18 protein-coding genes are annotated in these 22,184 nt (G+C 54.9%); 7 read left to right on the top strand and 11 right to left on the bottom strand.

Annotated features, from left to right (window positions below; all coding sequences use genetic code 11):
- Positions 1 to 361: 361 nt before the first annotated feature.
- Positions 362 to 745: a LuxR C-terminal-related transcriptional regulator gene (locus CA54_RS16915; RefSeq protein WP_146371985.1), complete on the bottom strand. Its 384-nt coding sequence runs from the start codon at positions 743 to 745 to the stop codon at positions 362 to 364.
- Positions 746 to 979: 234 nt separating this feature from the next.
- On the opposite strand from CA54_RS16915, the gene CA54_RS16910 reads away from it, so the two are divergent.
- On the top strand, positions 980 to 3,628 hold the full coding sequence (locus tag CA54_RS16910) for a family 20 glycosylhydrolase (RefSeq protein ID WP_146371984.1): 2,649 nt from the start codon (positions 980 to 982) through the stop codon (positions 3,626 to 3,628).
- 136 nt (positions 3,629 to 3,764) lie between these two features.
- On the opposite strand, the gene CA54_RS16905 is transcribed toward CA54_RS16910, so the two are convergent.
- Together CA54_RS16905 and CA54_RS16900 are read right to left on the bottom strand one after the other, a co-directional pair.
- Positions 3,765 to 5,270 carry a hypothetical protein gene (locus tag CA54_RS16905; RefSeq protein ID WP_146371983.1) on the bottom strand — a complete coding sequence of 502 codons (1,506 nt, stop codon included), beginning with the start codon at positions 5,268 to 5,270 and terminating at the stop codon, positions 3,765 to 3,767.
- 476 nt (positions 5,271 to 5,746) lie between these two features.
- On the bottom strand, positions 5,747 to 7,300 hold the full coding sequence (locus CA54_RS16900; RefSeq protein ID WP_146371982.1) for a UxaA family hydrolase: 1,554 nt from the start codon (positions 7,298 to 7,300) through the stop codon (positions 5,747 to 5,749).
- A 230-nt stretch (positions 7,301 to 7,530) separates the two neighbouring features.
- Here CA54_RS16900 and CA54_RS16895 point away from each other — a divergent pair, with 230 nt between their 5' ends.
- From CA54_RS16895 to CA54_RS16880, 4 genes are all read left to right on the top strand, one after another.
- A complete protein-coding gene (locus tag CA54_RS16895) occupies positions 7,531 to 9,150 on the top strand; it encodes a family 16 glycoside hydrolase (protein ID WP_146371981.1) in 1,620 nt (539 codons plus the stop codon).
- A 163-nt stretch (positions 9,151 to 9,313) separates the two neighbouring features.
- On the top strand, positions 9,314 to 9,565 hold the full coding sequence (locus CA54_RS16890) for a hypothetical protein (protein WP_146371980.1): 252 nt from the start codon (positions 9,314 to 9,316) through the stop codon (positions 9,563 to 9,565).
- A gap of 197 nt (positions 9,566 to 9,762) precedes the next feature.
- Complete coding sequence (locus tag CA54_RS16885; RefSeq protein ID WP_197532516.1) at positions 9,763 to 10,680, top strand: YndJ family transporter; 918 nt, start codon at positions 9,763 to 9,765, stop codon at positions 10,678 to 10,680.
- Between the two features lie 23 nt (positions 10,681 to 10,703).
- Complete coding sequence (locus CA54_RS16880) at positions 10,704 to 11,339, top strand: DUF1990 family protein (protein WP_146371978.1); 636 nt, start codon at positions 10,704 to 10,706, stop codon at positions 11,337 to 11,339.
- A 94-nt stretch (positions 11,340 to 11,433) separates the two neighbouring features.
- Here the strand turns inward: CA54_RS16880 and CA54_RS16875 are convergent, their stop codons facing one another.
- From CA54_RS16875 to CA54_RS16860, 4 genes are all read right to left on the bottom strand, one after another.
- Positions 11,434 to 13,146 (bottom strand): outer membrane protein assembly factor BamB family protein, encoded by a 1,713-nt coding sequence (locus CA54_RS16875; RefSeq protein ID WP_146371977.1) that lies wholly within the window; start codon positions 13,144 to 13,146, stop codon positions 11,434 to 11,436.
- Positions 13,147 to 13,354: 208 nt separating this feature from the next.
- The gene (locus CA54_RS16870) at positions 13,355 to 15,895 is read right to left on the bottom strand and encodes an outer membrane protein assembly factor BamB family protein (RefSeq protein ID WP_146371976.1); all 2,541 of its coding nucleotides are present in this window, start codon (positions 15,893 to 15,895) and stop codon (positions 13,355 to 13,357) included.
- A 258-nt stretch (positions 15,896 to 16,153) separates the two neighbouring features.
- Positions 16,154 to 16,369, bottom strand: a complete 216-nt coding sequence (locus tag CA54_RS16865) for a hypothetical protein (RefSeq protein ID WP_146371975.1) — start codon at positions 16,367 to 16,369, stop codon at positions 16,154 to 16,156.
- A 303-nt stretch (positions 16,370 to 16,672) separates the two neighbouring features.
- Positions 16,673 to 17,362 carry a helix-turn-helix domain-containing protein gene (locus CA54_RS16860; protein WP_146371974.1) on the bottom strand — a complete coding sequence of 230 codons (690 nt, stop codon included), beginning with the start codon at positions 17,360 to 17,362 and terminating at the stop codon, positions 16,673 to 16,675.
- Between the two features lie 208 nt (positions 17,363 to 17,570).
- Here CA54_RS16860 and CA54_RS16855 point away from each other — a divergent pair, with 208 nt between their 5' ends.
- Both CA54_RS16855 and CA54_RS16850 read left to right on the top strand, forming a co-directional pair.
- Complete coding sequence (locus tag CA54_RS16855) at positions 17,571 to 17,810, top strand: hypothetical protein (RefSeq protein ID WP_146371973.1); 240 nt, start codon at positions 17,571 to 17,573, stop codon at positions 17,808 to 17,810.
- Between the two features lie 105 nt (positions 17,811 to 17,915).
- A complete protein-coding gene (locus tag CA54_RS16850) occupies positions 17,916 to 18,095 on the top strand; it encodes a hypothetical protein (RefSeq protein ID WP_146371972.1) in 180 nt (59 codons plus the stop codon).
- 221 nt (positions 18,096 to 18,316) lie between these two features.
- On the opposite strand, the gene CA54_RS16845 is transcribed toward CA54_RS16850, so the two are convergent.
- The 4 genes from CA54_RS16845 to CA54_RS16830 all read right to left on the bottom strand — a co-directional run bounded on the left by CA54_RS16845 (position 18,317) and on the right by CA54_RS16830 (position 22,078).
- Positions 18,317 to 18,820, bottom strand: a complete 504-nt coding sequence (locus CA54_RS16845) for a hypothetical protein (RefSeq protein WP_146371971.1) — start codon at positions 18,818 to 18,820, stop codon at positions 18,317 to 18,319.
- A gap of 241 nt (positions 18,821 to 19,061) precedes the next feature.
- Entirely contained in the window at positions 19,062 to 20,657 is a 1,596-nt protein-coding gene (locus CA54_RS16840) for an ArnT family glycosyltransferase (protein WP_146371970.1), read from the bottom strand.
- Between the two features lie 478 nt (positions 20,658 to 21,135).
- A complete protein-coding gene (locus CA54_RS16835; protein ID WP_146371969.1) occupies positions 21,136 to 21,633 on the bottom strand; it encodes an ankyrin repeat domain-containing protein in 498 nt (165 codons plus the stop codon).
- 115 nt (positions 21,634 to 21,748) lie between these two features.
- Positions 21,749 to 22,078, bottom strand: a complete 330-nt coding sequence (locus CA54_RS16830; RefSeq protein WP_146371968.1) for a hypothetical protein — start codon at positions 22,076 to 22,078, stop codon at positions 21,749 to 21,751.
- Positions 22,079 to 22,184: the final 106 nt, after the last annotated feature.

The following is a 22,184-nucleotide window of genomic DNA, read 5'->3' as shown; positions in this document are numbered from 1 at the left end:
GCGCTGTGAACATTCCAACGGAATGAAATTCACTTCGATGATTGCAACAGGAAATCGAATCGTGTTGTTCACAATTCAGTGGGTGGGGCCATGGGTAGGCGCTTAGGTAGGATATTTTTTGGTGCGGCCCGCGAGGAGGGTTGTCAATCGGGAGCAACGTCCGCTCCCATCAACAAAGGTTCTTCTAACTGTGTAATATGACAACACCGCATGCTCAATGTCAAGCAGATCTTCTCCCAATTCCCCTTCGCCGCCAAAATACGGTTTCTTAAATCAGCACATCAGAACCGCCTAAGCAGACTTGACGGTCGCCCACGAGAGGCACCTCCAGAAATTCCACAAAACCGCTACAATTGTTCGATCAGCTTGCGGTGGACAATCTCAAATGGACCCGCATGATTCGCTGCACAAAACCGACCCGGTCATTGACGCGTAATTTCTGAAAAAGACGGTCGATGTAGACGCGAATGGTCCCCGGACTGACCGGTTGACCATCCTTCTTGTGCAGTTGGCGGGCAATGTTGGCGCGCGTCTGTCCTTCGAAGATGAGGATCGCCACGCAGAGTTCGCGGGTGGAAAGATCGAGCGCGATACCGATCGAAATCCACTCCTCGGAAGTCAGCAAATCCTCTGCCGGATCCGCCGGAGAAAGCAGATCCTCTTTGGACCACAGCGCCGCCCGTCGCTGCAGGCGTTCGGAGTCCTCGCCCGCGCTGGGGGACTTTGGTTTGCGTTTCTTCGCCATCCCGTCCGTTCCTCGCTCGATCGTGTTGCATAAAAAACATCCCGTGCGATTCTACCCAGTCACGGCAGTCATCGCCAAGAATAAAGTGGTCCAAGACCGCTGGACCGCGCCGCACCCTTGACCATCGTCCCCGAACCGCTCACCATGATCATTCCTGCCGTTTGGTTACGAACGACCAATCGCGCGGCCACCTTCCCCCAATCGTCCATTATTTTCGCGTGAGGTTCGACCACCATGTCGACAAAAACACTCCCCTTTTGCATTTTGCTGTTGTTAGTTTGCGGCGCACTTTTCCCCATCGGCTGTACTGTCTCCAGCGATGACGACCCAGCTCCGGAGGCAGAAGTCGCCGCTCCCGAAGAATTCTTGGAAACCGAAGAAATCACGGACGATGTCCCCGCAGACAATGAGACCTCAGTCAGCAACCAAGAGGAATTAGCCAAAGTCCTGGATGAAGCGGAAACCATATTGGCTGACGAAGCGGAGGCGGATGCGGAGGCGGTCGACTCAACGGAAATCCCCGAGACCAGCCACCTCCACTTAAAATGGATTCACGATGCCAACGTCGACGGACCGGAGACGTACGAGCACCACCACGAGTACTTGGCAAAGTCCAAAAACAAAGCGCGGTTGATTCTGACCAACAACGGACAAACGGCTTTGCCGGCAAATGGTTGGGCGCTCTACTTCCGCATCGGACCGTTTATGTATCTGGACGAAGAAGCTTTCGCCGAAGCCAATGAAACCGTCAAAGCCAGCTTCACCGGGATCCAGGGCCGGTATAAAATCGAACCGACCGACGGCTTTAAGCCACTGAAAACCGACGAGTCGTTAACGATCCCGATTGTTGGCATGCGGCAAATCATGCTCAACAGCGATCCGCCGGTCGGGTTCTATTTGGTCAGCATCGACGAAGACGGAAACGAGGCCTTGGTCGGCGACATCGCCATTGAATACGGTCCGATCAAAGGGTTCACTCCCTCACCGGAACCGATTGGAGCTCGCGCGGATGCCAAATCGCGGTACAACCGCCATGCCCAATACAACGGCGAAAGCGAACCCCAAGTCGCGCTGCCGGCGCCGCGGAACGTTGACCTCGATGATTCGAAAAAAATCGACCTCGCCCAACTGGCAGCGGTCAAATCGTCGGACGATTTAAAATTCGAAAGCGACGCACTGACCACCCTGCTCGACAAACATCGCCAAGCCAACGAATCGGACGATGCGGTTGCCGTGAGCCTGACCATCGATCCCGAGCTCGCCAAAGAACAGTACAAATTAACCGTCAACGACGAGGGTGTCAGTCTCAGCGGCGGATCGGCCGCCGGGGTGTTTTACGGAATTCAAACGGTCGACCAATTACTCGACCGTTTCGGCGACCACCTGCCTTACATCACGATCGATGATCAACCGCAATTTTCCTACCGCGGATTGATGGTCGACATCTGTCGCCATTTCTTTGGGCCGAAGACGTTGAAAAAAGTCATCGATCAAATGGCGCATTACAAAATGAATGTGCTGCAATTACGCCTCAACGAAGACGAAGCCTGGCGTATCGAAATCCCCAGCTTGCCGGAACTGACCGACATCGGTTCCAAGCGGGGCCACGTGACCCATGACGCGGACGGAAAAGTCGTGCAGTTGCCCGTCGTTTTAAACGACGGCGGCACTGGTCCTTCGGGCTATCTGACTCGCGAAGACTACATCGACCTTTTGAAATACGCCAAAGCACGGCATATCGAAGTCATTCCCGAAATCGCCGTCCCGGGACACGCGCGATCCGCTATCCAGGCGCTGCTCGACAAGCCGGGATATTTAATGATCGATCCGGAAGACAAATCCGAGCATCTCAGTCCGCAAGGATTTGACGACAACATTCTCAATCCGGCAATGGAAGGCGTGTACCCCTTCTTGGAAGAGGTCTTCACCGCCGTTAACGAGATGCACGATGCGGCCGGCGTTCCGTTGGCTCACGTACATATCGGCGGCGACGAAGCACCGGAAGAAGCCTGGACACTATCGCCGGCCATAGCGGCTATGGGCTATGAAAACGTTGATCCCAAAGTCGATCCGGAAAAATCGATCGCCGTTCATCGAAAAATTCGCGACGACTTCTCGCAAAAACTGTACGAGATCATCGACAAAACTTCGTCGGGAACCGTGCACGTTGGATCTTGGCATGAAAACGCACCGTTTGTCACCGCACGGATGGCCGACGGGAAAGCCTATATCACCGAATGGGACTTCGACGGTGACGCGACTTACGCGCGGCTCAAAACCGGACAGCCCACGGTACTCTGCAATCCCCGTACAAGCTATTTTGACATGGCCTACGAAAACAATCCCACCGAGCGGGGGCATTTCTGGTCCGGCTTTACGGATACCAAGGATGTCTACGAATACCGCCCCTTGGCGCTCACCGATGAGCCATTGCCGCAAAAAGAGCGCGACCTGATTCAAGGGATTCAGTCTCAACTTTGGACCGAGACGATCAATACCCCCGAGATGCTCGAGTGGTACATGCTCCCCCGCCTGCTACCCTTTGCCGAGCGCGCTTGGAATCCGGATGTCAGCGACGAAGACATTGCCGCCCAATGGTCGGCGTTTGCATCATTTGTGGGTAACTATGCATTGCCGCGTTTAGAACGCGAGGGGGTCCATTTCCGGATTCCCAAACCGGGAGCAATCGAAGAGGATGGAAAACTCAAAGCCATCGTCCCTTATCCGGGACTGGAGATTCGCTACACGACCGATGGGAGTGAGCCAGTCGTCGAGTCACCGCTCTTCGATCCACAAGATCCTCCGGCATACGACACGAAGATAAAACTCCGTGCATTCACTACCGAGGGTCGCGGCAGTTCGAGCGTACCGGTTGAGGAGTGATCTCGGTCGAGACAGGTGATGGACGCGCGCGTAAAAAAACAGAGAGCAACTGACATGGGCAGTTGCTCTCTGTTCGTATTCGACAGATCTTTTCAGGACGAGTCACGGAACTGATGCGGAAAGTTCCGTGCCGTTCTTAGAAATTCCAATTGAAACCGGCAGTCCAACCTCCGACATGCCAATTTTCGCGATCCTCGTTCAAGATGGGGAACGGGGCGTTGTAATTAACGGCTTGAGCCGCCCGCCGAATCCGCCATGCTTGTGTATAAGCGTATCCGAATCGAAACTTGGAGTCTCCGAATCCCGGTAGTTTATTTAGCACGGGAACATATTGCATGAATCCGAATTCCGCCATAACGGAAACCTCGAAAATCGGTGCATAGTCCACATTCACCTCGTTCTCCCGTCCTGCACGAGGATCGCCAGGACGCAAGTTGGAGTTGGGGAATCCGTTCAGCGGATTGTCAGCAGCGATCAAGTCATTGTTGGGCTGCAATCCATAGCCGGTGTACCGCAACTCATTTTCTTCAAAGTTGGCAGCGATGGAGCCTTTGGCTTCGGTCGTCAACTTAAACGAGTCGCCACCCAGTGCCCATTTGAGGCCGAGCTGCGGTCCCACAAGGTTACTTTTAAGCTTGCTTTGGACTTCGGTTGTGAAAGGACTGATTTGGTAGACGCGTCCATCCGGAACCCAGATGAGTCGCTCATTGAATCCGGAGTCGCTTCCTTGAAATCCGAAGTCTTCCCAAATCCCTAAGTAGCGGATACCCATCGAGGCGTGGAAATCGCTATTGCCGTGTCCGTTGCCGATGGGAGTCGTGTAATAATTGATGTCGCCGCCCCAAGCCTTGCTATCAAAGTGCATGATAACGCCCTGGTCGAAGGACAGACTGCCCAGATCGGGGAAGACTTCTGTCACCACAAAACCACCGTTAAACGTCGCAAGTCCTTCGCCGACACTGGCGCCGAAGTCGGGAGTTCGGTTCAGTCCCGTTGGTCCTACAGTGACATTTTGGTCTTTATCGCTGTCACTCGGAGCAAAAAAAGCGGAGATTTCCCACCCGCTATCGTCCGCATTGACCGCACCAAATTGCGTCCGGAACGAGGCTCGTGTTGCATCCGCACCAAACTCTTGGGTGTAGAAGTTGTTGGAGAAGTCTTTTTCAGGGACAAATTGCGGCTGGCCTAGAACCTCGCGAATCGTCCACTCATAGACGTTATCCTGATTGACGATCGTCGAGCCAACCAGCCCATCTGGCTGTCCGCTCTTGGGCCGTTTTAATTTTGCAGCCCAGAAGTCCATGTTGAAATAGTGCCTAGTCTGACGACGATTCGTGCGGCGGTACCACAAACCTTCGTCGTAATAGGTTTGATCAAACGAGTTGTCAAACGGTGAGACTTCGGGCCAGGGTTGGACCGGGTCTGAGCCGTACTCGCCAGAGTAGCCGGTGAATTGCCCAGCACCCATTGGCGTTCCCATTTGGGTCGCGTCAACGGTACCGGTGCCGGTCCCGGCTTGTGGTTGATTGACGCCGGATTGATCCGTGACGTCGACGGGGTAGTCTTGAGCGTGGACTGTGGCAACGCACGCCGCGTTTACCAATAACGCCATCACCCATTTTGACCAGTGTTGCATCCGCATCAGATTTATCCTTACTTAAACGCATGGTCTGCATTCAAGAACAACGCCAGCCCCCCCCATGATTTGGCGACAAGCGTACGACAATTTCGTCCTGCGAGTTGTATCGGTCAGGGAAGTTGGCATTCTGTAGCGATTGTCCGGGAATTATCCATTCTCGGTCTTGTCGCGGATGTAATGATGCTGGCGGTCAAAACAAACATCACGGATGAAGCGGCAAAAACGCCGGTCCATCTCAGAGAGTCGTCGCCCGCGCTAAGTCGAATAAGGGGTTTGAGTTGCGCGTAGAGTTCCTGCTGATTTCCACAAGCAAAATGAAGCGAGCAACAACTCCCCCGCACGGTGTTCGGGCACGATCCACAAATTGAGATGAGCGCGAAACACCTCCCGGCTTTTTGCAAAACCCGAGCTAATTTGCCGTCAAAGGCCCCAAACCACCATCGCCTCAACAACAGCAACGCCCCCATTAGCCTACTGCCTCACAAGACGGGACCAATACTCCAAGGGCAAAACTCTTCGTCGCCAATGCCCTGTGCTTCGCTTTTGGTCTGCTCGCCGCTAGCGGTCGCCACGATCATCTCAAAGATCTCCGCCCCGACGTCTTCAACAGTGCTGCCGTCTAAAACCTTGCCGGCGTTGATGTCCATGTCGTCGACCATCCGTTCATACATGGGCGTATTCGTTGCGACTTTGATGGAGGGAACCGGTTTGCAGCCGAAGCAGCTTCCACGGCCGGTCGTAAACACCACAACATTGGCGCCGCCGGCCACCATGCCGGTCACCGAAGCGGGGTCGTAGCCGGGCGAATCCATGAACACAAAGCCCTTTTCCGTCACCGGTTCGGCATACTGATAAACCGCTTTGAGAGCAGTACCGCCCCCTTTAGCGATCGCTCCCAACGATTTCTCATAAATCGTGGTCAGCCCCCCCTTTTTGTTGCCGGGCGATGGGTTGTTGTTAATCTCCACACCGAATTTGGCCGTGTATTCCTCCCACCACCGAACCCGCTCAATCAATTTCTCGCCGACTTCCTTCGTCGCCGCCCGACGCGTGAGGGTGTGTTCTCCACCACAGATTTCCGGCGTTTCCGCCAAAATCGACGTGCCGCCATTCGCAATCAACAAGTCGCTGGCAATCCCCAATGCCGGATTGGCGGTCACACCACTATTGCCGTCGCTGCCGCCGCACTCACAGCCCAAAATCAATTCCGAGACCGGAATCGGCTCGCGGCGGACTTTGTTTGCTTCGGGGAGTAACTCTTTTAAGACCTCAACGGTCCGCTGCACTGTTTTGCGGACGCCGCCGACATCTTGAATGTTCAAGATCAACGGCAACTCTTCCGGTTGTTGGCCGGGAACCTGCAATTGTACTAATCCGGTTTTTTCCGCCAGAAATGAACCCGGTCCCGTTTCGCAACCGAGTCCCACGATGACATAGGCACCAATGTTGGGATGCTTGGCGAAACCAGACAAAACGCGGTTTAGCTGATAGTGATCGTCCCCACCATACTGCATCGCGCAGCCCGCCTTGTGGACCAGCGGAATGATGCCGTCAATGTTTTCGTATTGCTCAAGCAACTCATGGTCAAATTGGGCAGCGGCATATTTCGAGGTACTGGCCGAACAGTTCACCGTGGAGATGATTCCCACATAGTTCCGCGTCGCAGCACGGCCATCGGGGCGGCGGTAGCCCATAAATGCACGTCCGGTAATCGGCGCCGGATCGGGCGGAATATCGCTGGCACAGGCGTAATCTAATTCTAGTTCGCCGATGACCACGTTGTGGGTATGCACCCAAGTCCCTGCTGGGATATCGCGGGAAGCGAAACCGATTGTCTGCCCGAATTTCTTGACCGGCTGCCCTTTCGCGATGGCAATGACAGCCACTTTGTGCCCCAAATCGATCGCGTCATTCGTGGTCAAGCCGTTACCCGCAATTTCCAATGTTGTCCCTGCAGGGACATGTCGCGCCGCAACGGCAATATTATCGTCGGCATGCAGCGAAATAAACGGGTTGGTCGTTACGGCGGACATCGGTCATGGCTCCCGGGGAATCTATAGTATGGAAGTCGCCAGTATAACGCCGCGTTGATTCTCTCGTCCACGCAGTAAAAACTCCGCATTGAATTCTTCCCCGCCACTTGCATCCACAGGGCAGGACAGTTTCAATGGAAGGCAACTTGTTTGGAGCATTCGCCACACTTTCCTCCCAGAAAAAACTTCTCACTCGCACACCCCATATTCCTCCGCGGAGCAAGAACCCCATGACACGACGTTTGTTGATCCTCTTAACGGCAGCCATTGCCCTGTTACCCGCCACACTAACATTTGCCGCTGACAAAGAGTTGCGGGTGGGAATCATCGGTCTCGACACGTCCCACGTGCTGGCCTTTGCTGGAATGCTCAACTCCAAAGATCCCGGACCGGAATTCGCCAATTGCCGCGTTGAGGCGGCCTACCCCAAGGGGAGCCCCGACATCGAGAGCAGCACGAGTCGCGTTCCGGGATACACTGAAAAAATCAAAGCGATGGACGTAGAGATCGTCGATTCCATCGATGCCTTGCTGGAAAAAGTCGACGTCGTATTGCTGGAAACCAACGATGGACGTCCGCACTACGAACAAGTCCTGCCGGTACTCAAAGCAGGCAAACCGGTTTTTATTGACAAGCCGATTGCCGGCTCCTTGACCGATGCCGTGGCGATTTTTAATGCTGCGCAGTTTTACGACGTCCCTGTTTTTTCTTCGTCGTCGTTACGCTACTCCTCCGGCGCCCAGGCAATTCGCAACGGTGCAATCGGCGAGGTCGTCGGTTGCGATGCCTATAGCCCGTGTTCACTCGAAGCGACGCATCCCGACTTTTACTGGTATGGTATTCACGGCGTGGAAACCCTGTTCACCTGTATGGGCACCGGCTGCAAATCGGTCGTCCGCGTGGGCGCCCCCGACATGGACGTTGCCGTAGGGACTTGGGACGGAGGACGAATTGGCACGTTTCGCGGAATTCGTGGCAAAGGAGGATACGGTGGCACGGCGTTCGGCAGCAAAGAAATTCGACCGATCGGAAAATACGATGGCTACAAGCCGTTGCTCGTCGAAATCGTGAAATTCTTTCGCACCGGTAAGGCGCCGGTGAGTGCAGCGGAAACGCTACAGATCTATGCCTTTATGGAAGCAGCCGATGAAAGCAAACGCCAAGGAGGCGTGCCTGTCACTCTGGCCAGCGTAATGAAAACCGCCCGCGCCGCAGCCGCTGAAAAAAGCTTGGCGACCCCCAATCAACTGACCGAAGCTGAAAAGGCCGACGGTTGGCGGTTGTTGTTCAATGGCAAGGATCACACCGGCTGGCACTGCAACAACGGCAAAGAAATCGCCACACCGGTCGAAGAGGGAAGTTTGGTCCCGTTCAAATCGGGCGGCTATTTGATTATCCATGAAGATCAATTCGGCGACTTCGTACTCAAGTGCGACGTCAAAATGAGCAGCGATGATTGCAACTCCGGAATCTTCTTCCGCGTCGCCGACCCCAAAAATCCGGTGATGACCGGGTTCGAAGCCCAGGTGTATAGCGGCGGAACGGGGATTCACGATTTCGGCGCGATTTATGACCTCGTGCCAGCAACCCGCGATGTTGTTGCTGAGCCGGGCGATTGGAATTCTCTGCAAATCACCTGCAAAGGCCCACACATTCAAATCGTTACCAATGGCGAAGTCGTTTCGGAAATGAACTGCGACGATTTCACCGAAAAAGGCCTACGGCCCGACGGCACTGAGCACAAGTTCGGCTCGGTGATTAAAGATGCCGCCCGCAAAGGCTATCTTGGTTTCCAAGACCACGGCCAAAAAGTGTGGGTGCGGAATGTGAAAATCAAAGAGCTCGACTAACACGACCGTTGCGGTCGCGTCTCGTGCATAGGCCCTCTCCCGACTTATCCGGGGGAGGGCTCATTTTGTCCGGGCTTGGAGCACCGACCGACCATCTGCTATAACGCCACCATTAGATCGGACGCTTTTTCGAGACCCGCATCACACAGGGCACGGATGAACTATGGCAATTCTTGAAGCGGCACGCAAAGTTGGCTTACTCACCACTGACAGCACGCTCTACATCGGCGAAGTCGCTGCGACCGACGAGGCACTCGGTGTTCGCATTACGTTGCTCGACGAATCGACCGGGCTGTTTAATGGGCACGACTTATTCGTCACCTGGACGCAAGTCCGACGGGTCTGGATTTGCAACAACGAACACGAGGTCGGCCGCTTTGTCCACGAAATGGAACAAATGGTCGGTGCCACCTAAGCGTTCTCAAAACAGCGGTTAATTTCGACGATTCACTGCGGTTCTTTTCTGAAGATCGGGGCGTTCCCGATAACCTTTAGAATTGAGAAACCGCGATGGAAAATGTTTTTGCCAGACCAACAACAGCGTCGTTGTCATCTTGCAACGCAGCACTCCATACCGGGCAACGCACTGCTCGGCGGGGGAGCCTGATTTGGTTGCTCGCCGTTGTCGCCCTATCGATGACGCCCGAGCCGTTTGAGATGCGTTGGGCGGCCGGGCTTTTCTTGTTGGCCCCCTTGGTGCTCATGCCGCTCGCGTTGCCACTGACCACAGTGACAATGTCGTCGAAGCTCATCTCTCCATTGTGGATCACCCTGTGGCGGATCCAATTCCCCGCAGCCACCCTGGTCGCAATCTCTTTTACACTACCCACCGGCACGTGGGCGGGCCTGATGGCGGTACCGTGGCTACTGACGACCGGGCTGATCGCCCTCATCGGCCTGTTGGATTTCGATGCGGATCAAAATCGTTCGCTAGAACGTCTCTGCTCCCAGGTGGCGATGCTCTACCTGCCGATTGGCGGTGTCGCAACCGTGATGACGCGCTCGGAACTGACGGTCTTTGGTTTCAGTGACATCATCATTCTGGCGACAGCCGTCCACTTTCATTATGCGGGGTTCATCTTGTTAATACTGGCGGGTCAAGTCATCCGTCACCGCCCCGGAAAAATTGTCCGCGTTGCCACAGCTTTGGCGCTTTTCGGAATCCCGGCGCTGGCAACGGGGATCACCTTGTCACGGTTCAATTATCTGTATCCGGAATGGCTGGCCGCTGTTGGGTTGTCCGTGGTGGCGATGATCATTGCCTGGGGCCAATGCCGCGTGGCGGTGCGGAAATTCTGCGGGGTACGCCGATCCCTACTACTTATTTCCGGGCTGTCGTTGATTGCAGGAATGTGTATGTCCATTCTTTTTGCGGCCGGCGTATTTCGTGGCGTGCATCTACTGGGGATCGACATACCATGGATGTTGCGTTATCACGCGGTGATCAATGCGTTCGGGTTCGCGCTGTGTGGCGTGTGCGGTTGGCATTTCGTTGAGCAGCAAACCATGACTGAGCATCGGCCAAACTAAATTCTGTGTAGAAGGCATTCACAATGCAAATCCTATTTCGCCCACTGAGTGGCAAGCCTGACTTAGCCCCCTGGCTGAAACGGGAAACCTGGGAAGCGACGCGTCCGCGCGAAGAGCGGTTGGTGCGGGAGAATGCCTTCACCGGCAGCGTAGGCCGCGAGCCGTCCGGCGAGCCGATTCCAGCGGGACTGCATCGGGCCTTAGCAGAAGTGGTGTTCTCCTATCGCGCCTTTCCGGAGTCGCTGGTCACGCCGAATTTATTGCGGTCGCCCCTCGATTCGGGCGACACGGTTGGCACGCAATACCATTTGTTCCCCGGGATCGATCTGTTTTTTGCATCACGCGTATTGGAAACGTTTGATGCTCCCCAAGACGGTATCTGGCGGACCGGTTTCACCTACACCACGATCGTCGAACATCCTGTGATGGGCAGCGAAACCTTCAGCGTCGAAAAAAATCTAGCCACCGGCGATATCACTGTCGCCCTGCGGTCCTGGTCGCAACCGATCACGCGGTTGGCCCGCTGTTTCGCGATCCCCTGCCGCATTCTCCAAGCCCGCGCCGGACGCGCCGCTGTCGAGCGGCTTCGTAAATTGGCGGAGGAGTTTCGCGGCTCCCCGAACGACGCCTCGACAATTCGTTTGGGTACGCAGTCCTGAACAGCGAAGCGTTAGGGGGGAACAAATAAAGCGACGCACCCCACGATCAGAGGGTACGTCGCTTATTGATTCGCTATGACAAGCGCTCTACGAATTAGTCCTTCGGGGAAATTGCGTACAGCTTGCTCTTGTTGCTGATGAACAACACATTGTTAGCGACGATCGGCGTACTGTACACCGACTCTTCCATGTTGATCACGCCCAATTTGGGGAGCAATTCGCCGTCGACTTCATGGAATGCTTCTTCAGGATCGGTGGTCAGCGGAAAGATCGAAATGTCACCATCTTCATCGCCGATGTAGACGCGACCTTCTACGATCAAGGGCGAACCCCAAGCGGGTGAAAGCATGTCGTACGTCCAATGCACTTTGCCGGTTTTGGCATCCAGGCAATGAAACAGGCCGCTGAAGTCGGCGATAAACAAGATGTCGTCCTTGATCGCCACTGTCCCACAGGATCGATGCATCTCTTCCATGAAGTCGGCAATCTCTCCGTCGCCATCCCAGTCGAACTGACTGTAATGCCAGACGGCAGCCGAGTTGGGATTGGGAGTCGTTTTTTCACCATTGGCTTCGTTGACCGCTTGAATGCGTTGATGCGGAATCGGTTCTCCGTTGGCGTCGACGGCGAGTTCTTCACTCACGTCGCCGCGTTTCGTGGGATCAATGCACCAGAGATGGCCCAGGCCCTCTTCGTGTTCGGGATCTTGCCCCACGGCGACGTAAACCAGTCCGTCATAAACCACGGGCGTGGCAATGATGTTATTACGGGTTCCGCGACCTCCCAGTTTCCATTCCGATGTCTTGGGATTGCAGTCGAACTTCCACAGCATCTTGGAGTTGCCTTGCCCGTCCCCTTTGGGATCGAAGCTATAGATCCATCCGTCGCCACCGGCGAACAATGCCTGCGGCTGCCCGCCCAGGACCGCATAGGTTGGCGAGGACCATTGGCCGTGCAGGATGTTTGTCCCGGGTGACTTGTCGGTCCAAATCACTTTGCCGGTGTTGCGATCCAACGCAATAAAACTGGGCGCATCCGGTGAGGGCAAGTTGATGTGTGATTCGTCGAGGCCGTTGGAGGTATTGACCAGCAGGACATCGCCGGCACAGGTGACCGAACAGCTGCACATGTTGTGCTGCGAAACCTGCAGGTCGTCCATCATGTTGAACTTCCAAATCACATCGGCTTCGTCTTTGTTTTCGTTCGGCTCTTCGGTGTACGGCCCGTTGTTTTTTCCATCGTGAAAACCGGCCGTATCCAAGCAGACAACTTCACCACGGCTGGAGACGTACCACAAGCGTTCGCCATCGGCGTAGGGAGCACAACAAATGCCTTGCAGCGGCCAGTCGTGCACGCGGCCGGTGGGGAGTTTTTCGCTGGAGTGTTGCCACAAAAACTCTCCGGTTTGTTCATCGAAACAAAGCAGGCATCCCAGATCGACCCGTGCCGGATAACGCTTGACGTGACCGGCGCCGTTGTTCGTTCCGACATAGACTTTTCCGTTGGCGACCACCGCGTTGCCGTAGGTCTGCGAGCCGAGATCGGCTGACCATTTGATGTTTTCTCCCTCAGCCACATCCCACTTTGTGGGGATATTTTTACCGGCTGGAGTGTTGTTGCGTGCCGGACTACCGCCCCATTGCGGCCAGTCGAGCGGCTGGACGTCCATTTTAGAAATCGCTTCGAGAGCCAGTTCCGTTGGACCGACCTTGGGTTCCGACTCGGCCGAAGGGAGGACCGCAGTCACGACGCCGACGAGAGTCAACACCGAACAGCCGACGAGTACCTGTGACAACTTGCGTTTCATGGTCAAACACCTTGTTGGATTTTGTATGAGATCAATGAGCACTACGTTATTTTGAGGCTCGTTGATTGACGATTGTTATTTTTGTATACAGCCGCAGTCTGGAATTGGGCGGGTTTTTAGGTGGGATAGGCCCAACTTTGTGTGGCCCTCTCACCCCCGCCCTCTCCCGGCGGGAAAGGGAGGAAAAGGGCCACCGGCAATTCACTAGTTACTTGTTGCCGATGACTTGGACGTTGTCGATGAATAACTCCGCCTCCTTGGCGTTTCCAAACAGGCCGGGGCTTCCGGTCAGATTGGGGACCGTGTCGACCGCTTCGACCAGCCATTGCTCCGGTTCCGCCTCGTCCCGCTTCCAGACCTTGCCGCGTAGAACCGCTTTGCCGTCTTCAATCGCGGATTGCAGTTTCATTGTGTACCACACGTCCGGTTCCCACGTGAACGGAACCGTTTGGGCCATCCGCAATTGCGGCGGCCATGTGCGGATCTGCAATTGCTGGCTATTCCCCATCAAGTCCAGCGTGTACCGCTGACCGATCAAACCGATGTCGGGCATTTTTCCATTTTTACTCGCACCGAGCACGTCGGCTTGAATCGTATAGTCATGCAATCCGACATGTCCCATCCAAGATTGGCTGCGCGCCCCTTTGGGAATGGTTTTGATCTTGGTCATCACACCATTGCCATCCACCGGTCGAGTCCCTTGTTTGACAGTCAATTGAATGACGTCCGGTGTCGGCGTCGCCCAATCCCATTCGGCGACCACTTTTTCATCCGCCAATAACTGCAGCGCCGGATCGAGTGCCGCTTTCGCTTCGTCTAAGGTACGAATCGAATCCGAGCCATCCAGCCGTTCTAAAAACCGCAACAAGGCGCTCCAAGTCATCCGCGGAGAATCGTCGGCGAATTTCGCAACCGGTCGGCCGCTGTTGATGTAACTGGTCATCAAGTAGATATACAACTGCGAGGCCAATGGGCTTTGCTGTTCCAGTTTTTTGAGCAAATCAAAGTCCAGAGCAATGTGCCGATAGCGCGCCCCCACCCAGGTCACCGGGACTTGGCCGTCGTCGAATTCGAACTTCCACGGCAGCGGGGGGACGATGCGAATTCGAGCCGTGCCGGACAGATCGCCGACGTTGGCTGTGACTTTGACTTCGGAATGCGCGGGATCGTTGGAGGCTTCGTACTTCCCATCTCCGCTGATTGTGCCAATGCCCTCGATGCTAAATTTCGCATCGTCGGCCACTTTGAGGAATTGTCCCCGGGCGTTGTAAAGCCGCGCTTGATACTTCAGCTTTTGTCCCGGCTTGAGCAAGGCTTCGACCGGCACAACTTGCACCTGCGTTGCGACATCATCTGCGGATACGGGAGTCACTTCCGCGGGAGCGGGACGCGGATCGGCGGTCGGCTGTTGATCTTTTTTGCCAATGCAATACATGCCTTCGATGAACGGAATATAAATCCGACCATGCGAAATGACCGGTGAACCGTGTGAGCTTCTGTCTTTCAACATCAGCTTATGCACGATCTTGATCCGATCGTCTTCGAGTTTGAGGATGTGCCAGCGTCCGCCTGTGCTACAGACGTAAATTTTTCCATCGGCATACACCGGGCTGCTCCGCATCATGCGGCCGATTTTCTTTTTAGCGATCGTGTTGCCCGTCTCAGGGTCCAGCACAATCACGCCGCCACGGTCGTCGACGGTGAACAACTTGCCGTCCACCATAATGGGCGAACTCTTGCCGACCATCATCCGTTCGTTGCGCCAAAGTTCTTTGGATTTTGTCACGTCTCCTTCACCGATACCGTCAATCGCGAACACAGCGCCCATTTTGGTACCGACTAGATTTTCTTCGCTATGCCCGGCATAAACCCGGTCTCCCACAACCAACGGTGTCACATTGATGCCCCGCCGCGAAACGTCGTAGGACCAAATCGGCTTGCCGGTTTGTGGTTGAAAGGCGTGTACGCCGCCATCTCCCGAGCCGAAGACTAAAACTTCTTGACCATCAATCGTCGCCAACACTGGACTACTGTAATTCGTGTCATACGGCAGCAAACGCGTGCCGTTGAACCACACAGGCTGCCCGTTGCGTTTATCGAATGCGATGAAGCGATGCGCCGGTTTGGCCATGTCGCCCCAATCGATCACAATCGCACTGATGATCACCAAGTTTCCATGGATGACCGGAACGTTGGTCCGTCCGCCGTACGTGGTTAGCGCGCCGTACTCTTCGGACAAAGAATGTTCCCAAATCGTCTCGCCGGTCTCCCCATCGATGCACTGAAACAGCCCGCAGACACCCATCGCATAGACCCGACCGGTTGTCGGATCGCCAACCACCGAAGACCATCCGACCCGCTCCGCTGGGACGTCCGAGAGATAAACATTGAATTTGTTTTCCCAAATCTTTTCGCCCGTCACAGCATCGGCGCAGACGACTTTTTCGCCTTCGCGGGGACTCGCTACATCGTCCCGTGTGATGGTATACAACTTGCCCCGCATGATGATCGGAGTCGAACGGGAGCCGAGATACTCTTTGAACCACAAGACATTCTCACCGTCCGGCGACCATGAATCCACCAGTCCCGTCTCGCGAGAAATCCCGTTGTATTCCGGGCCGCGCCAATGCGGCCAGTCGAGCGGATCGACTTCGAAAGTCTCCTCCGCAGGCAGGGAACCGGGAACGCTGACCACGATGGTGGCCAACGCTACGACGGCCAGACAGCGAACTAGGCAAGTGAATCTCATGGCGGCCTCGCGAGTTGACTTGGTGGTAGGGGCCTCTGGGCAGAAGGCAACGTATCGAAGGAGGGACCGTTGGGCAACGATCGCTTTGCCCTGGTTTGTTATCGTTAAAAATAACTGAACGGTGGCTGACCGGCAACCGGGTGGGCGGGGAATTGCGGGCACAATCTCTTAAACATCAGCACAAATTTAACGAAAACAGCCCGCGGAGCGATGGGCTCCGCGGGCTGGACATTTGTGGAATAAAACACGGAAACGCGTTTATTCAGTCTTCTCTTCAGTATCGGCTGCGGCTTCAGGCGCGGGAACATCGACACCCGTGTCCCCTTCAGCAGCTTCTTCGACCGGTGCATCGGTCGTGCCGGTCGTGCTTCCGGGAGCCGGAGTCCCTTCCGGTTTCACACATCCGCCGATGCACGAAACCACAAACGCCAGCGACAACGCACCAGCCAACCATTTTCCTTGCAACAATTTCATCAGTCACTTGCCTTTACGAAGTTTTTTGAAAGTCGCGAGCCATCAAATCAGCCCGGTCCCGGGACCGCAATTCACGCCGACATCTGGTGAATGGGTTTCGTACCGGGAAGCACCCAATTGTGCGGCGTTAATTATTAAAGAACAGAACCGAGTTTTGCAAGGACCCCGCTCGCTTCAGCTATGACAGTGAAATATTGCCTGCATGATTTGAGCTGATAGGTCAAACAGGCAATTCAGTGGGGGTTCTTCAGTATCTTACCACAGCGACTGAATGTGAACATAAATGAATTTTCTGTTTTCTGTTCAAATCTGCCCCTGCCCGGCCTCTGTTGAGGCCTCGCCACCCTGCGGCGAATCGTCGCCGCCGCCTTGCGACACCGGAGCCTGCATGGGCGCGGGCATGGCAATATCCAATTCCGCCTGGACGAGCCGATACAAATTGGCGATCAACCCAGCGGCGACATCGGCATGGTGCGTTTCCAGCACAACTTGCAGTTGGTGAATGGTCTCGCGCTTACGGTTGATTTTGCGGGCAATCTCCAGCACACCCTGCTCGGTCAAAGGTCCGCCGACACCGAACGTACTGTAGAGTTCGTCCCACTCTTGCTGTGACCACCCCGTAAAATGCGCAGCTGCCCCGCGATAAGCTGCTTTTATGCAGGGATTTGTGCGCAGGTCGAACTTGGTGCGCGGGTCGCCGCGCTGCTGTGCCTCCCCAGGCGGCCATCCCGGACCGCTGGCGTCGACCGGCATGGCATCGGGTGAAAGTTCGTGCGGGTCGATCTCCAGCGCAACTGCCAGCTTATAGAGTGTAGAGGCACGCGGCTTGGCGATGTCGCCCCGCTCGAGGTGATACACAGTTGTGCGCGAAACCCCGGCCACCTCGGAGAGCCGGTCCATATTCCAGCCTTTACGCATTCGAAACGCTTGCAGTCGAACAGAGAGACTCTGTCGCGCGGAGGTCGGCTCCCGCAAATCCGATTTCGACCCCATGGGTGCCCCCATCAATTTGCCACAAATATGAACAATTACGAACTTTATCCTTGAATGGTGTACAAACAGACAGTACGCTATCGGCAACAGAATGTCAAACCGCGAGGAAAAGTGAATTGTGGGGCGTTCTTCCCGCTGCGAAACGCCAATAGCATTCTGTCCAATTTGTCCTGTTCATTGGTCCCCGATCACAAGGAAGAGAACTGCCATGGTTAGAGAAGCACGCTTTTCGATCCCCGTTGACGAGATGGGGTTGTCCCCCAGAGACCTTTGCGAAGATGCCTGTGACGATTTGGATGATCTTGTCGACGACCAGCACATGCCACCGGCACCGGCGAGTAAAAGACGCGGAAGTCGGCGACAGACGCCGATCGACAAGCGGACGGATCGGCGGCACCTTGCCGGCGCGGACTGGTTGACCGACGCCGATTTTCTGGATGAAGAATAGCCGACGGCACGTGTCCGGATTTGCAGTCCACTAATCTCCTCCATGTTTGCAGCCTTAAACACAAACCCTGAAAAAAGCCCGTTTCGTCAAGGAGAAGTTGCTCACATGTCAAATCATGAACTCCGCAAACAGATTTCGCTCTTTGTACCACTCTCGCACTGGAAGGCCATCCGTCAAGAGGCGGCGCGGCGGAATATTCCCATGACGGAACTTTGCCGACGCTGGATGAAATCGGAGCTAGCAGCTTTGCTGGATCAATCCGGTACAAGCAATCGCGGCCAGTAACACTGGCCAGCATGCCCCACGGTCCAGCGCGCGGGCCCAGCGCCCATCGAGCTTGTGCAGGCCAAGCTCGGGGGCTTTGACTGGATTTTCTCGTAAGCAATCGATTCGAGGAGATCAAGAATACCCCGTTTGAAAGGCGAAGATTCGCAGGACCTCAGCGGACGACGTTGAATTCCGAATTCGCGCGCCCTACGGTTGCAGTGCTACAGATTGTCATCCGATTACTGGTTTTTCACGTTCTCGCCCCCTTTGGCGATCTGCTCCAGTTCTTCCATAACCCGATCTCTGAGCCAATCGTCGAGCTGCATGAAACCATTGGAAGTAACTAACTGGTAATTTGGCGATCCGTGATAGCGGATCATTTGACCGTCCTGGATCTCTACGCCGCCAATGATATCTTCCGGCGGCACTGCGTCGTCAGGGGTCGGCGTCCGTTTATCAAGAATGTAAACGTAACCGTTTTGTTGGCGTTGCGCCTCAGCCATCAATCCCGGACAAGCTGCACAGTGCTTGCTGACCACAAATGCCATAAACTGGAGGAACTGTGTATTTTGTTGAAATGCGTCGGGCGTTAAATCGCCCGGACCTCTTGTGAATTCCCCCATGATTGCTTCACCGGGAAGACCTTCGGCAAAACCACTATTGGGCGGTAGCAACGAGGCAAAGTAACGATGGCGACCATCGACAACCGTTTCATAGAGGTAGTAGGGATCAGTGTTCTGCATTGCTATACCAGATACTGCTTGAATTCACCGGGATGCCGCCAATGATTCTCAACTGCAATTTCGGCCCGAACGGCAACTCCGGTGTATGCGATGGTCAAATAATATTTTACCCAAGAGAGACCCCAATAGAATCTTTCGGGGAAGTACAACAGCCCTTGGCATTTTAGTATCGCTAGCAACATGACTGAAAGCCCGCGTGACGTCGAGCAAAGAAGGCCAGCCCGCTGCCCGCCCCGACCCACTACCAGCGTGTGCCGGGGTCTGTTATGACCAATACATGGAAACGCTCATAATCGCCGTGCCCCCAAGAGATCGGCAGATACCCAAAATAATTGCTGTAGAACCCGGCCCCATTGCTCATGACTTGCCCGCCCGGCTGCGTCTCTTCCAGCAGTGAACTTGGCCGACAGTGATATTTGGCCGTTTGGATGAAAAACGTTTCGCTGCAGACAATGCAATCGCCCTTGCGCGGCTGAAAGGCGGGACTCAGCACTGACTTGGCCCCAGCCTTTTCAGCATACCATTGAAAGCCCCAATGCCCCCCGTACCAAACGGCGCCTTCCACAGTTTTGTTTGCGACAAGTTCGCGAGCTGCGCGGCGCCCGAAGTCGGTCCTGCGTGCATCAAAATTAATGATGAGAAATCCTAATACCAGCGATCCCGCTAACCAAACTCCCAAACCGGCCCTACGGATCCTGCGTGAATAGTGACGGCTCTCCAAGATTAATAACAACGCCAGTGCCGGGACCGACAACACCAAATATTTGCTGGGCATATGAATGTATAAACAGATGGGCAATGTAATCAGCAGCCATAAGCCGAGAAGAATCCGTAGCGCGTCACGTCGTTGACACGCGTCATACAAGATGTCCACCAAGCTGACTGCCCCCAGCCCCGCCATCACAAACACCCACCAAGGCATGAGCGTGACCCAACAGATCAGCGTCGTGGGCAGCAGGGCCACCAGTGTTTGCCAACGAAACAGCTGCTTGCCCCGCATCAGCAACCACGGCAGGGCCAACGGTAAAGCCAAAGTGAAGTGACCACAGAACGCCAGAAAATTACTGGCGGCACTTCGCAGGTTCAAAAAGCTTGTGGTTTGAGCAAGATTATTTGTCTCTGCCGCGGTGTCCCCTGTCACCCAAGAAACGAAAAGCACAGCGGCCGGTATGGCAGCCAAAGCAACTACGCTCAACCACCAAACAGACCGTTTTGTATTTTGCCCCTTTAGAGGCAGCACCAGCGTCAGCGCGCAAATACCGACAATTCCCGCCGCATGCGAACGGGTCAATACCGCGAGGCTCAAAAACACAAAAGCCAATATTGCCTGATGCCACTTTTGATGAGCCTGAAATGCCAGCCAGCGTTCCAGACCCGCGAGCGCGAACGCAAGCCCTGGAATGTCCGGCATGGCAGTGCTGCTCATCGCAATCACGGTGGGCGTGGCCACCAACATGAGTGAGGAGACAAGTGCCTCACTGCGGGAAAAACCGAGCAACAAGGCAATCCGCACCATGGAATAAGCCGACCAGCAGAGGAAGAGGGTCACCGTCAAATGAGCGACCCACTCCGCCCCATCCGCCAGCACCGTCGGCACCAAGATGTAGGCCATCATGGGCCCCGTTGGCGAGAGGATCGAAGCGCGATCAAAGCGATCATTCCAGGCGATATCGAACGAGGAAGGATGCCAAGGGTCGGTCAAGACATGCTGTGCCTGAAACAAAAAATAGGGATCATCAATCGCGAATGCTTTGTTGTAAAAATACCCGAAAAATGCCAACGCGATTATCATCGCCGGCAGGGCGGGAATCAGAGAGGTAGACGGGTTCAACTTCAATGCTCACCTCGGTTCGGTGCAGATATCCCGCTGCCTGATTTTGATGAAATGACTGATCTAGAAAATCAATGCGACTTGTTTTGTCGAAGACAATCACGAAAGACATGCCCAGTCGTGCCTGCATTGGAAATGCAAGCAATCCGTCCAGCAACAATCATTTGCAACGCAAATGATGCCGGACCTCCACCGTCCGCATGAACGCCGCGGTATTTGGAGTTGTCCGGCAATGGTAGAACAGGGGATGCGTTAGGGAGCTTTCATCGTGCAAAGCTAAACATGCGTCAGGATGACAAAGCCCCATCAACATCGATTTTAGCGAAAACGAGATTGAAAGACTACGGCTGAGACGTCTAGGACATCCGCAACTCGCGTTCAGCGAATCCAGAGTGCAGGAGCGACTGTGTCCACCGGGCCGCAGCGAATGACGTTGAATTTCAAAGCGGCGCGGCCACGACCTTGTTTCACGTATTTGCGATGGTTATGAGGCGTTCAGCTCGGCGAAAACGTCTTTCAACGCCGCATGCTTGACGTAATCGATCGCCATCTTTCCGTTTTTGTTCTTGATTCGTGCGTCGGCACCATGGGACAGCAATAGCCTCGTGAGGTCAATCGCTCGATCCCCCTTTCCCGCCGTTGCAGGCGCGCCGGTGTTCGTCACAGCCCGATGCAGTGGAGTCGATCCGGTCCGTTTATCGACCGCGTTTACGTCCGCCCCACTTGCAATCAGTTCTTTTGCAGCGACAGGGCTGCGGAATCGCGCGGCTCGGTGCAGCGGCGTGACACCGTTCTTGTCTGTTTCGTTCACCGAGACTCCACACTGGACCAAATGCCGGATGACGCGAATTTGATTTGTGGGGTCCGGATCATGCGCGGAGCACGCTGCTAACAATGTGCCATCCAGAACGGCATTGTTACGGGTTAATCGCTTGAGATCATTCAAACGAAGCTCAAACGCTGCTTGTTGAAGTTCATTCATGGCGTGGGCAGTCTTTACCAAATAACGATCAGCCGTCAACGGCCAGAATGGGCGCGAGTGACATTGATTTCACGACAAAACCCAACCGCCCATTCCGGTTGGGTGCATGCGTTAGTTATCCGTGATGTTGGCTTTCAAGTGGGTCAATGATTTGGTCGAAATCCAACTCGCTGTCTTGCAAATCCTCAGCCCAACGCGCGCGGCAGTCAGCGATCGCCCTACTAATCGCCGAGAGCGCCATCTTCGATAGACGACTACGATACCAGAGAATTGGCCATGCCAGCGGAAAAAGATACCACAGGAAACGATGCGGCGATAAACTTCGCCGCCACTGCAACTCATCGTGGTATAGCGAGATGCCATCAGAGATGAATGCGATTCGCGCCTCCCGTATCGCCATCGGATCAGCGTCACGAATTGATTGCTCGAATTTATGTAGTGGCATAAAGATTCGGGCACGAGGGTCGTTCGGCATTTTAAAGAGCCTGAAGCACAAGTGTCATTTCGAGATTTTGGCGTAACCGTCTGCCAGTTCTGGATTGTCACGAATG

Origin of the sequence: Symmachiella macrocystis (genome assembly GCF_007860075.1) — a bacterium.
Taxonomy (GTDB): domain Bacteria; phylum Planctomycetota; class Planctomycetia; order Planctomycetales; family Planctomycetaceae; genus Symmachiella; species Symmachiella macrocystis.
The sequence above is the reverse complement of the archived record's forward strand: the minus strand, read 5'-3'. Positions and strand labels throughout refer to the sequence as shown.